This window comes from Martinezella rhizogenes (assembly GCF_027460065.1).
Taxonomy (GTDB): Bacteria; Pseudomonadota; Alphaproteobacteria; order Rhizobiales; family Rhizobiaceae; genus Agrobacterium; species Agrobacterium rhizogenes_C.
Genome location: NZ_JAPYZZ010000006.1, coordinates 270895 through 283333 on the forward strand (window position 1 = coordinate 270895; position 12439 = coordinate 283333).

The window sequence follows — 12439 nt, forward strand, 5'->3', positions numbered from 1 at the left end:
CCAAGGAACAGCAACCAAGCGCTATTCAAAGCAAGGAAATTCATTGGACCTTCGCGCCGAAATTGTACCATGGTGCATATTGATTTCATCATTTTGAGAGCAACCATGGACAATCAGGCGCAACAGCCAAACCGGGAACATCACTTTTACGTCTCGACCGCCAAGTCTGTGTTCCACCATCCCGAATATGGCATTGTGGTTGCGCATGATCCCATCAGACTCGCGGACGCTGAGCGATATGGACTGAGCCCGATTTTGCTTTATGGCCTCACCGTCGCCGGCCTTCCAATCCGCTGGCTGACATTCTCGACCGTTACACATCGCAGACCGTTTCGCGAAGTGTTGCTGACGGCGTGGGGAAACGCGGAAGGATTGCGTGGCGTGCCGGATATTCTCCGTGTGAACCGCTATATTGCGCAGGCCGATCCATCGCTGGCGGCGGATCTCACCAAAATCGGAGTCCGGCTGGAGGTTGCCGACGCCAAGGATAAAACAGTACCCGCATCGTTGCGATCGGCCCAGGATGCATCTGGTTGGTTATTGAAGAAGCAGGATCCGGTTGAACTGTCGCTGGCCGCGTCCGTCGAGGCCTTGTGCCGTGATGCACATAGGGATCACGACTGGAGGGCGGACCAAGGCCCTCCCAGGCTCAGCAACCGAAAACTGGAGGAGAAGATCGAGCGGTGGCTGGAGTTGCCAATGCGCAACCCGGCATCAATTCCCCTCCAAGAGGTCGATTGGGAAGCCGGTCCATGGCTGTCATCCTGGGAGACATCCCTTCCACCCGATCAACCACGTTATTTTGATCACGACGGGCTTGGCGGCAGAACCTGGCTACGTTTGGGGAAGGCTCCATCAGAGGATATCGACGATGATGACAATGACGAAATCCCGGTCTACGAAGAGTACGACAATACGGCGGAAATCGCCAAAAATCTGGTAGCATCCTGGCCCAATCCGCCGAAAGAGATCGCAGCTGCGATCGGGATTACACTGCGACAACTCCAATGGTTTGTCTCGGGACGCTCCCCCTTGGACAAGTCGACCTGCGACGACCTGAGGCAGTTAATGGGCATCCTCTATGACGAGCGGATGGGCGGCTACACTTCTTGGGGACCTTATGTTCTGATCGCGAGAAAAGCCATGGCCCTCGAAGCGATCTATCAGGAGATCTCGGGCGGCGGTGATGCTTGCCCTTGTGAACTCGTTCCCGCCCAGGGAGAGGCAGACCCGAGCTGGCGGTACGTCTTGATCAATGCGCATAGCACTCCGCCGACCCTTGTCATGGCCCCTCGCGGAGAAACAACCACGCAACGCCTCCCCGAGTTGATCATGAACTACGAGGGCATCCGGCCGGTTTCGCCGGCCTTTTACCGAGACGTGGTCACCACCTGCGCCCGCGCCTGCCAGACGCCACAGGCCAACGTCCGGGAGATGACGGAATTCGCAAAACGGTATGAACGGCACTGGATTGATTGTGCATGGCTACCGGACTGAACTTTCTGGTGCCACACGAGCTCTGATGTTTGATCGCGTTCGAACATATCGGCCCGGATTCTTTGCACGGCTCCTTCCACAGGGAAAATGGAAGGTGTCGCTGAACTCACCGTTTCCCGCAGCCGTGCAGCTCGATGTCAGCGGGGGCATCAGTCTTCCTTGCCTGGACGTTATCGCTATTTCCGTCAGCAAGGCGCTGCTGTGGCATACGGTCGAGGTCCGGTCTCTCACTCGAATCTACGGCCTGGCCTGCCTTGGAGAAGAGGCAGCGACCCAGCTGGCGGCTGATCTCTACAGCTTCATCAACCATCACCTCTTCGAATTGATCGACTCAGACTCCGGTCATTTGAGCGAGGTGGACACGAGGCTACAGTCCATGATCGAGGATGGCCGGCAATATCTAGCCCAAACCGACCTTTCCCGTGTGTATACGGTTGCCTAAAACTGCGGTCATCCGGCGCCGAGACGGGCACAGCGATTTTTCGGCGGTGAGTTCCCTGTGTGCGACAGATGAAGATAGCGAAAGCGCTCGCTTTAGCCGAAAATTAATCGGTCATCCCTTAGCGTTGAATCATTGGGTCATCCGATTCCCTCCGCGATGAATGGCAATGAACGCCACCCGAACCCGGGCTCCCAGATCATCAAATGTAGCGTCGCGCACTCGCTGCTGCCGAACCTCGGCTGCGCGTGAGAGCCGTTGAGGGGCCAAGCATGTTCATCGATAAGTTTTTGTCTCGCTTCAAGATCAAGGCGAAGGTCCTGATCGTCGTCGTGCCATTCATCATCACGATATCTGCGGTTGGATTGACCGGGCTTTACGCGTCCGGACTGCTTCAAGGCAGAATGGAGATATCTAACAGCGTTCTGCAATCTCTCGGCGGGTTCAAAGATCTTTACGGCTCGATGGACGCCTTTCTCCGGGATACGGATCAGGCAAGAAGAGATGGCCTGTATAACGAGATAACGGCGCAGCGAGACATACTTGATGCAACGTTGAAACAAATCGGAGACAACGACGGGCGAGACGCTCTCGTGCAGGCATCGTCTGAAACGATCGTCCTGCGCCAGACAATCGACAGCCTTTGGGCGCTCCACGAACGGGAGGTGGCTCTCCGCCTCTCTATTGATAGTGCGCAGAAGTCGCTAGTCGACTCACGCACGAAATTGGCAGAGGCGACTCAACAGCTCGACCAGGATCTTCGCGCTGGACAGAGCAGCGGGACCGCTACGCTGCGAGCAGCAGACCGCGTCTTGAAAGGCAGCGATACGTTGACTGAAATGCTTGATGATTTTTCAAAAGCGCAGGGGCCTGCAGACAAGCTGGACACTTTGTCAGGCGCAATACCGCAAATTACAAAAGCGGCGCGGATGATTGAACTGTCTATTCCCCGGGACCAGAGTGAACTGGTCAAGACATTGCAGCAAGTCATAGCTGATCTTAAGGACCACCTTGCCGCCGGCCGGGATGCATCCGGAGACGAGGTCGAAGATGTCGCGCGACTGCGTCGTGCAGCGAGTGACGTTCAGGGCGCTGCCTTACGAATGATGCGTCAGGCAAACTCAGTCTTCGTTCATCTGGATGACCGCACGGCAAAGACCGCATCGATATTGGAGAAGTCCAGGCGTCTTGATGCAGCGGTACAATCTCTGCAGTTGGCCATCGCTGACATGACGGTCAAGGTCGACACGGACAACTACGATAAGCTTCACCAACAGATCGCATGGGTCAACTCCAACCTCGAGACACTGGTCGATAGCGCCCAGGGTCTGAACTTCGCTGATCAGATCTCCGCCGCCATAACCCCTGCAATTCAATCGCTCGATGCGGACGGAAAAATGCTTGTTACGGTCAACAGCAACCGAGAGGCCGATTACCACGCCGCTCGTGATCAATTGGACAACATTTGGCGTCAACTGACGAGCTTCGCGGAGTTACAAAAGCAATCCGCGGGAACCGAGCGCGGCCAGGCAAACAGTATTTCCGTGGCAACAACGGCGCTTGGGATCCTGGTCTCGATCATCGGCGGCATCGCGCTTGTTCTGACCCTGCAGCGTCCGATCGGCCAGATCACCGCCGCCATGCGCCGCATTGCCGACGGCGCGCTCGACACCAGTATCTTGGGCGAGAAGCGGCATGACGAAATCGGCGACATGGCCCGTGCGCTGGGCATCTTCAAGGAGAATGCCATCTCGAAGATCCGCATCGAGGAGCAGAGCGACGAGGAGCGTCAGGCTGCCGAGCATGAGCGTCAGCGCAACGATGCCGAAAAGCGCGAGATGGACCGCCAGATCGAGTTTGCGGTCAACGAGCTTGCCGCCGGTCTCGAACGCATGTCACAGGGCGACATCTCCACGACCATCGACACGCCGTTCATCGGCCGCCTCGAACAGCTGCGTGAAGACTTCAACGGGTCGATGCTCCGCCTGCAGGCGACCATGAGCCAGATCCGCGACAATGTCGAAATGATCCAGGGCAATGGCAACCAGATGGCCCAGTCGGCCGAGGATCTCGCCAAGCGCACGGAGCAGCAGGCGGCTTCGCTCGAAGAAACCGCTGCCGCCGTTGATGAGATCACCGTCACCGTCCGTTCGTCTGCCGAACGCGCCAAGGATGCCGACCAGATCGTCCGCCAGGCCAAGCGCAGCGCCGATGACTCGGCGACCGTCGTCGGCAAGGCGATCGACGCCATGGGCCGCATCGAAGATGCATCGCGCCAGATCGAGCAGATCATCGGCGTCATCGACGAGATCGCCTTCCAGACCAATCTGCTGGCGCTCAACGCCGGCATCGAGGCGGCGCGCGCCGGCGAAGCCGGCAAGGGCTTTGCGGTTGTGGCGATGGAAGTCCGCGAGCTGGCGCAACGCTCCGCCGCCGCGGCCCAGGAGATCAAGGGCCTGATCAACAAGTCGACGACCGAAGTCAGCTCCGGTTCGCAGTCCGTTCAGGAAACCGGCACGGCGCTCGCGAAGATCAGCACCCAGATCGTCACCCTTAGCCAGCATGTCGAAATGATCGCCCGCGCCAGCCACGATCAGTCTGGTGCCCTGCAGGAAGTCAATTCCACGGTAAACCAGATGGACCAGATGACACAGCAGAACGCGGCCATGGTGGAAGAAACCAGTGCAGCAAGCCGCGAGCTAGCGTCGCAAGCAGACAGTCTTCTCGCCCTGGTTCAGCAGTTCAAGATTGTCGCAGGGCCGCCGGAGGCGCAGTATCAAACCGCCGCCTGAGATAAACCTCCCGCCGAGCTTCTGACCTCGAGGCTTGGCGAGGATCCCGCTTTCTCGGTTACTGTTCAACAAGCTCGAGTTCTTGCTCGAAGTGATCACGTTGCCAAGTCGTTCCCCTCGCTCGGCATTCGCCCTCAGTCCATCAAACCGCTTTGTGCCATCAAGTTATCGTGGAAGCTCCAGAATTCACTCGCAAAACGGTCCACGATGGTGGAGGGAACGCCGTTCGCGGCGCGGACTTCGAGGAACCCTGCATCAATGAAAATCGAAAAGGGTCGCAGGACGATCCTGTCCTTGAACTCAATTGCGGCGGCGGGGTCGATAATAGCGATCCCGGCCCCTTCGCGGACGAGACTGAGGGCTGTATGCGACAGGCTCACTTCCAGAGAGGGTAGTCGCGGGATTCCGCCAATGGCGACCTCCACGCGCATGGCGAAAAGGGTGCCCGTTTCTTGTTTTATGATCCGCTCGCCGGCCAGGTCCTGGGGCGTTATTCGGTGAAGTCCGGCAAGCCGATGCCCCATCGGTACGGCGACGATTGCAGCCAGTGAACGCGTTTCAAGGAGGAATCCCGGGCGCTCTGATGGCCCGTCAGCATAGCCAATATCTGCCCGACCTGAAGCAACAGCCTCCATGACCATACTGGAAGGCAGGCCTGTCAACGACGCTTGCAGGTTTGGTTTGTCGCGCAGGAACTGAGCAAGGAACCGGGGGAGCAGGCCATTTGCCAAAGCGGGCATTGCTGCAATGCGAAGCGTACCGGCTGCCTGCCTGCCGATATCGGCGGCCAAGTTGCTGATGTGATTGAGCCCGACGAAAGCGCGGTCGACCTCCTTCCAGAGCGTCCTCGCCTCCTGTGTTGGAATGATGTGGTTCCCACGCCTCTCGAATAACTGAAGCTTGGTCGCTTGCTCAAAATCCTTGATCAGACGGCTGATGGCAGGCTGGGTGACCAGCATCAATTCCGCTGCCGCGGTCATTTGGCCGGTTAACATGACCGCCCGAAATGCTTCCACCTGCCTAAGGTTCACGCTTCACCATAACATCTGTTTATTCTCACACCGTCATTATGAATTTGACCTAATGCGGGCCAAATGTAAACCTTTCCTCACAAACGAAAATTCTTCCGGAACAACCGGGATCAGACGAGCGGCACCAGCTGTCGCGCGCAGGGAACGCTATGGATTATTTTCAACTCATGGGCTTCGGCCCGGACGGGTGGGGCAATGATATGCTCAGGGCGACCGCGATGACGGTGGCCGTGGCATTCAGCGGCTTCGCAATCGGCCTCGTTTTCGGCTGTCTTGGCGCCGCTGCCAGCTTTTCCAGCTCTCGAGCGCTGCAGGCAGCGGCATCAGGATATACGACAGCCCTTCGTGGCATACCCGACCTGCTCGTCATCTATCTGTTTTACTTCGGATCGAGCTCGGTGATCTCCGGTGTCGCTTCGCTCTTCGGAAGTAGCGGCTTCGTCGGCGCTCCGGCGTTTCTGACAGGCGCGCTTGCCATCGGCGTGGTTTCAGGCGCCTACCAAACGCAGGTCCTGCGTGGGGCGGTTCTAGCTCTCAACAAGGGCGAGGTCGAGGCTGGTCGGGCTTACGGCATGGGGTCCTTGCTGTTGTTCAGGCGGATCGTTCTACCTCAGGCGGCGCGCTATGCCCTGCCCGGTGTCGGCAATGTCTGGCAACTGGTCCTGAAGGAATCCGCCCTTATCTCGGTGATCGGCCTCGTCGAACTGATGCGCCAGGCGCAGGTTGGCTCGGGCTCGACCCGCCAGCCGTTCAGTTTCTACCTCACCGCCGCGGCACTCTACCTGCTTATAACCTTCGTCTCAGGGCAGGCCTTCCGTCTGGCTGAGATGCGCTCCAGGCGCGGACTGCGGAGGGGCGTGTGATGCCGTTCGATCCCGCTTTTCTCTGGCAGACCCTCGTCGCGTTGCTTGGAGGCATCCCGCTCGCACTTGAACTCGCGGTGTTCTCGGTTGCGGCAGGAACGATCCTGGCCTTCGGACTAGCCCTGATGCGCGTCTCGCGGCTTTGGTGGCTCGACCTGCCGGCGCGCTTCTACATTTTCGTGTTTCGCGGCACGCCGCTCCTCGTCCAGATCTACATTATCTACTATGGCCTCAGCCAGTTTCCTGGCCTTCGGCATAGTTTCATCTGGCCATTTCTGCGCGACGCCTACTGGTGCGCGATGGCGGCACTCGCACTGAATACGGCTGCCTACACCGCCGAGATCATGCGGGGAGGTCTGCTTTCTGTGCCCGCTGGCCAGATCGAGGCCGCGAAAGCTTGCGGAATGGGCAGGGTGAAGCTGTTCCGCCGGATCGTGATCCCCCAGGCGATACGGCAGATGCTGCCTGGTTACAGCAATGAAGTGGTCCTGATGGTCAAGTCGACGTCGCTTGCTTCCACCATTACCATCATGGAGATCACTGGGATCGCAGCCAAACTGATCTCGGAAAGCTATCGCACCATCGAAGTCTTCGTGTGTGCCGGGGCTATCTACCTCATCCTCAACTTCATCGTCGCGCGGCTTTTTATGTTGCTTGAATGGGTTTTGTGGCCCGAACGGCGCAAGGGCAGACGCACGACCGGCTCCGTCGATCAGAAGGGCGAACTCCATGCCTAATCCCACTCGTCCGGCTGTTCAGCTCACCGAAATCAGGAAGAACTTCGGTCCCCTTGAAGTGCTCCACGGCGTATCGTTGAGCGCCAGCGAGGGAGAGGTGATCTCGATCCTTGGCTCGTCCGGCTCCGGAAAGTCGACGCTTCTGCGATGCGTCAACATGCTCGAAATCCCGAATGCCGGGAGCGTTTCGATCATGGGGGAGGAGATCAAGCTCGAGCATCGGCCTGGCAGACCGGCTCGTCCCAGGGATTTGGGGCAGGTCAATCGGCTTCGCGAACGAGCCGCAATGGTTTTCCAGGGCTTCAACCTTTGGTCCCACCAGACGATCCTGCAGAATGTCATGGAGGCGCCGGTCCACGTTCAGGGCCGCGATCGGAAATCGTGTCGCGACGAGGCTGAAGCGCTGCTCGAGCGCGTCGGTATTGCCTCCAAACGCAACGCCTATCCATCCGAGCTGTCGGGCGGCCAGCAGCAACGCGCCGCAATCGCCCGTGCCCTGGCGATGCGGCCGGATGTCATGCTCTTTGACGAACCCACATCGGCCCTCGATCCGGAATTGGTCGGTGAGGTTCTCAAGGTGATGCGCGATCTGGCGGCTGAGGGTCGCACCATGCTGATCGTCACCCACGAGATGGATTTTGCCCGCGATGTTTCATCGCGCACGGTCTTCTTGCATCAGGGCGTCATCGCCGAAGAAGGCCCCTCCTCCGAAATGTTCGCCCATCCCCGCACGGAGCGCTTTCGACAGTTCCTGCGGCGCGATGGCGCTGCATCCCACTGACGACGAACTCGTCAAGGCTCGCGTGTCCAGGAAACCAATGAACAGAGGTGAACTTATGAAACTCAAATCTATTCTGTGCGCAGCGCTTCTCCTCGTCGCCGGCCAGGCGGCAGCTCAGGAAAAGTCAATCACCATCGCCACTGAGGGCGGCTACGCGCCCTGGAACTTTTCCGGGCCGGGCGGCAAACTCGACGGCTTCGAGATCGATCTGGCCAATGCACTGTGCGAAAAGATGAAGGCGAAATGCCAGATCGTCGCGCAGAACTGGGATGGTATCATCCCGTCCCTGACGGGGAAAAAATATGATGCGATCATGGCCGCCATGAGCATCACGCCGAAGCGGCAGGAAGTGATCGGCTTTTCGATCCCCTATGCTGCTGGGATCAATGGCTTCGCCGTGATGGGCGACAGCAAGCTGGCGGACATGCCGGGCACCGGTGAGACCTATTCCCTCGACAGTCAGGCGGATGCTGCCAAGAAGCGCATTGCCGATATCTCGAGCTTCCTCAACGGCACGACGGTCGGCGTGCAGGGATCGACGACGGCGTCGACGTTCCTGGACAAGTATTTCAAGGGGTCCGTCGACATCAAGGAATACAAGTCCGTCGAGGAACACAATCTCGATCTGACCAGCGGCCGCCTCGACTCCGTGCTGGCAAACGCGACCGTTCTGGCTGCGGCAATCGAGAAGCCGGAGATGAAAGGGGCGAAGCTCGTTGGTCCGCTCTTCTCGGGCGGTGAATTTGGCCTGGTTGCGGTTGGCCTGCGCAAGGAAGACACAGCCCTCAAGGCCGACTTCGATGCAGCCATCAAGGCAGCAAGTGAGGACGGCACGATCAAGACGCTTTCGATGAAGTGGTTCAAGGTGGACGTCACCCCCCATTGATCGGCTGCTTTGCGGGATACGGCGCTTGCGCCGTATCCCAACCGTTAAAACAACGAAGACTCCGAGAAGCGATGCACGACGTTGATATGACTATTGTTGGGGGCGGCCTGGTTGGCGCGTCCATTGCCTGGGGTCTTGCACGCTCAGGCATGAAGTCGCTGGTCCTCGACGGTGAGGATCTCGATTTGCGTGCATCACGGGCCAACTTCGCTCTGGTCTGGGTACAAGGCAAAGGCCTGCATGCCCCTCATTACGCTCTCTGGTCAGACGCGTCCGCCAAGAGATGGCCGACGATGGCAAAGGCCCTGCTCGATGACAGTGGCATCGATGTGGGTCTGCAGCAGGACGGGGCATTTACGTTCGCACTCTCGCAAGACGAGTTCGAAGCAGCGCGCGAGGACATGGAGAGCATTGCGCTCGAGACCAACGGGCGGGCACCGCATTATGAAGTTCTCGATCGTCAGCAAACACTCGAACGGGTTCCCGGTATTGGCCCTGAGGTTGTCGGTTCGATCTATTGTGCCGCAGACGGACATGTGAACGCGCTTCGCCTGTTTCACGCGCTCCACACCGCAATGGAAAAGACGGGGGCAACGTATCGCCCGCAGCACCGGGTTCAAATCATCGAACCTACCTCGGATGGCTTTGTTCTGAAGGGTGAGGGGGTTTCTATCGTTTCACGCCAGATCGTCCTTGCTGCCGGCCTCGACAATGAAAGGCTGGCGCCCATGGTCGGCCTGTCATGCCCGCTCAAGCGCAGCAAGGGTCAGATCCTCGTCACCGAGAAGAGCCAGACCGCCCTCCCCTGCCTCTCTGCCGGGATGCGGCAGGCCGATGAGGGCGGGATCATGATCGGCGACAGCGAAGAAACCGACACCACCAGAATCTCATCATCATCGGACATCAGCGCTGTTCTCGCGAGCCGCGCCTTGAGGATATTCCCTGCTCTTTCGGACCTGAATGTCGTGCGTAGCTGGACGGGCTTCAGGGTCAAGACGGCCGACGGAGTTCCTATCTACGATCATTCCGAGCGCTATCCGGGCGCCTTTCTTGTCGCCTGCCATTCGGGCGTCACCCTGGCCGCCAATCACGCTTTGATCGTGGCTCAGCAGATCGCCGCTGGGCGTCTCGAAGACGATCTTTCCGCTTTTTCCGCCCGGAGGTTCCATGCTCGACAGGCTGCATAGGATAGAACAACCTGTTCAATTCAGCTTCGATGGCGTGGTCATCGAAGCTGAACGTGGAGACATGCTCGCGACCGCGTTGCTAGCCGCTGGGGTCGATCGCGTCCGCCAGTCCGTCGTTGGCGGAAGCCCTCGCGCACCCTACTGCCTGATGGGCGTTTGCTTCGAGTGTCTGGTCACCGTGGATGGCGTTCAGAACCGTCAAGCCTGTCTGGTCGAGGTCGAGAACGGGATGACAGTTCTAAGCCAGAAGGGCGCACCTACGATCCCCGGACTCGCGAAAAACGAAGAAGGGAGCGCGCCATGAGTTTTCGAGAAGTTTCAACGGCGTCGGATCTTCTGGATTTTTACGACCTTCTCGTCATCGGCGCCGGTCCTGCCGGAATGGCGGCGGCTGTCGAAGCGAGCGCGGCCGGAGCCCGGGTTGCGGTTCTGGACGAGAACCCTCGTCCGGGCGGGCAGATCTACCGCGAAATCACGCGAAATCGACCCGAACGAAGAGCATTTCTCGGGAAAGACTACTGGAAAGGAAAGCCTCTCGCGGAGGCGTTCGCCAACAGCAACGTCGATTACGCTCCACGCGCAACGGTCTGGAGTCTTGAGAGTCGGGACGACGCCGCGCCCAAGACGCGCCATGTCCTAGGTGTCACCATCGCAGGCACAGCGCGGATGCTTGAAGCTGCCGCTATCGTTCTTGCGACCGGTGCGCAGGAGCGGCCCATGCCCGTGCCCGGTTGGACCTTGCCAGGGGTCATGACGGCAGGTGCCGCGCAGATCGCGCTCAAGGCAGCCGGCGCGATGCCGACGGGACCTGTTGTCCTGGCCGGCTGCGGGCCTCTTCTCTATCTCCTCGCAAGCCAGCTTGTCGACGCAGGTCTATCCGATCTCACCGTCCTCGATACTGCTCGGTCTCCGTTCCGGGCTGGCGTGCTCCGGCATATGCCGGAATTCCTGCTTTCGCCCTACGTGCTGAAAGGCGTGGGCCTGCTGTGGAAGGTCAAGCGTCGTGTGCGAGTGGTCTCCGGCGTCAGATCGATCGCGATCATAGGGACCCAGCACGCTGAAAGCGTACGCTACACCACCGGCCGAAGCGAGCGCACCATCCCTGCCAATTCGGTGCTTCTGCATCAGGGCGTGATCCCTTCGACAAGTTTGCCCAACGCGGCCGGATGCGAGTTGCAATGGAATGGCCCGCAACGGGCATTCCAGCCCGTCACAGACCATGACGGTCGGAGCAGCAGAAATGGCATCTATGTTGCCGGCGACGGATGCGGGATCGCCGGCGCGCAAGCCGCAGAGGTAAGTGGACGCGTTGCCGTTCTCGCGGCTCTTCGTGATCTGGGGCTCGCCAACACCGAAGCAGCAGCGCCGTTGATGCTGTCTCTGCATCGCCGATCCCGTCACTATTCGCGTGGAAGGGCGTTTCTGGATGCACTCTATGTGCCCCGGCAAAGCTTTCTCGCACCATCGGACCCCGAAACGATCGTCTGCCGTTGTGAGGAAGTTACGGTGCGTAAGCTTCGCGAGGCTATTGCGCTCGGACCGCCCGGTCCGAACCAGTTAAAGACCTTCGTTCGCTGCGGGATGGGGCAGTGCCAGGGGCGCCTATGTGCCGCGACCGTCACTGAAATCATGGCCGAGGAAAGAAAAGTCAGTCCCGCGAATGTGGGAACCTATCGCCTCCGTTCGCCGGTCAAACCGGTACGGCTTGCCGAACTTGCACACCTTCCACAAACGCCCCGCGCTTTGAAAGCGGTGACCGGAAGGGATCCCGTCGATCACGACGCCCAGGAAAAAGGACACATCTCATGACAGAACGACTCATCCGGACCCCAACATTGCATCGCGTGGTGAAGCACAAGGGTATCGCCTATATCGGCGGGATCGTTGCTGACGATGAGAGCCTCGACATGGAGGGCCAGACCCGCCAGGTGCTGACGAAGCTCGACGCGTACCTCAAAGAGGCTGGCTCGGCGCGAGCCAACCTTCTGTCCGCCACGATCTTTATCACCGACATGAACGTGAAGCCGCAAATGGATGCTGTCTGGAAGGAATGGTTTGCTCCGGAGGAGTTGCCTGCCCGCGCGACCATCGGCGTTGCCGACCTTGGTGACACAACGCTGATCGAACTCATAGCCACTGCTCATTACTGAAGCCCGAAAGCCTGTTGAAGAGACCGCTGTATCGCGGTCGTTGTTGGAGACCTCTATGGAATGCACGTTGATCGGA

The 12439-nt window shown here is 59.2% G+C and carries 12 protein-coding genes; 11 read left to right on the plus strand and 1 reads right to left on the minus strand.

The window, feature by feature from the left end:
- Positions 1-69: 69 nt before the first annotated feature.
- From O8B93_RS12245 to O8B93_RS12255, 3 genes are all read left to right on the plus strand, one after another.
- Entirely contained in the window at positions 70-1497 is a 1428-nt protein-coding gene (locus O8B93_RS12245) for a hypothetical protein (RefSeq protein WP_269710285.1), read from the plus strand.
- Positions 1498-1522: 25 nt separating this feature from the next.
- Positions 1523-1939, plus strand: a complete 417-nt coding sequence (locus O8B93_RS12250; RefSeq protein WP_269710286.1) for a hypothetical protein — start codon at positions 1523-1525, stop codon at positions 1937-1939.
- Positions 1940-2208: 269 nt separating this feature from the next.
- A complete protein-coding gene (locus tag O8B93_RS12255) occupies positions 2209-4728 on the plus strand; it encodes a methyl-accepting chemotaxis protein (protein ID WP_269710287.1) in 2520 nt (839 codons plus the stop codon).
- Between the two features lie 134 nt (positions 4729-4862).
- Here the strand turns inward: O8B93_RS12255 and O8B93_RS12260 are convergent, their stop codons facing one another.
- Positions 4863-5759: a LysR family transcriptional regulator gene (locus O8B93_RS12260; protein ID WP_269710288.1), complete on the minus strand. Its 897-nt coding sequence runs from the start codon at positions 5757-5759 to the stop codon at positions 4863-4865.
- 149 nt (positions 5760-5908) lie between these two features.
- Here O8B93_RS12260 and O8B93_RS12265 point away from each other — a divergent pair, with 149 nt between their 5' ends.
- From O8B93_RS12265 to O8B93_RS12300, 8 genes are all read left to right on the plus strand, one after another.
- Positions 5909-6622, plus strand: a complete 714-nt coding sequence (locus O8B93_RS12265; protein WP_269710289.1) for an ABC transporter permease — start codon at positions 5909-5911, stop codon at positions 6620-6622.
- On the plus strand, positions 6622-7359 hold the full coding sequence (locus tag O8B93_RS12270) for an ABC transporter permease (RefSeq protein ID WP_269710290.1): 738 nt from the start codon (positions 6622-6624) through the stop codon (positions 7357-7359). The genes O8B93_RS12265 and O8B93_RS12270 overlap by 1 nt, the downstream gene beginning before the upstream one ends.
- Positions 7352-8140, plus strand: coding sequence for an ABC transporter ATP-binding protein (locus O8B93_RS12275; protein ID WP_269710291.1), 789 nt, complete (start codon positions 7352-7354; stop codon positions 8138-8140). Before O8B93_RS12270 ends, O8B93_RS12275 begins: the two co-directional genes overlap by 8 nt.
- A 55-nt stretch (positions 8141-8195) precedes the next feature.
- A complete protein-coding gene (gene occT / locus O8B93_RS12280; RefSeq protein ID WP_269710292.1) occupies positions 8196-9026 on the plus strand; it encodes an octopine ABC transporter substrate-binding protein OccT in 831 nt (276 codons plus the stop codon).
- 71 nt (positions 9027-9097) lie between these two features.
- Positions 9098-10213 (plus strand): opine oxidase subunit OoxB, encoded by a 1116-nt coding sequence (ooxB, locus tag O8B93_RS12285; protein ID WP_269710293.1) that lies wholly within the window; start codon positions 9098-9100, stop codon positions 10211-10213.
- Positions 10194-10517 (plus strand): (2Fe-2S)-binding protein, encoded by a 324-nt coding sequence (locus O8B93_RS12290; protein ID WP_269710294.1) that lies wholly within the window; start codon positions 10194-10196, stop codon positions 10515-10517. The genes ooxB and O8B93_RS12290 overlap by 20 nt, the downstream gene beginning before the upstream one ends.
- A complete protein-coding gene (ooxA, locus tag O8B93_RS12295) occupies positions 10514-12022 on the plus strand; it encodes an opine oxidase subunit OoxA (RefSeq protein WP_269710295.1) in 1509 nt (502 codons plus the stop codon). Before O8B93_RS12290 ends, ooxA begins: the two co-directional genes overlap by 4 nt.
- Entirely contained in the window at positions 12019-12363 is a 345-nt protein-coding gene (locus O8B93_RS12300) for a RidA family protein (RefSeq protein ID WP_269710296.1), read from the plus strand. The genes ooxA and O8B93_RS12300 overlap by 4 nt, the downstream gene beginning before the upstream one ends.
- Positions 12364-12439: the final 76 nt, after the last annotated feature.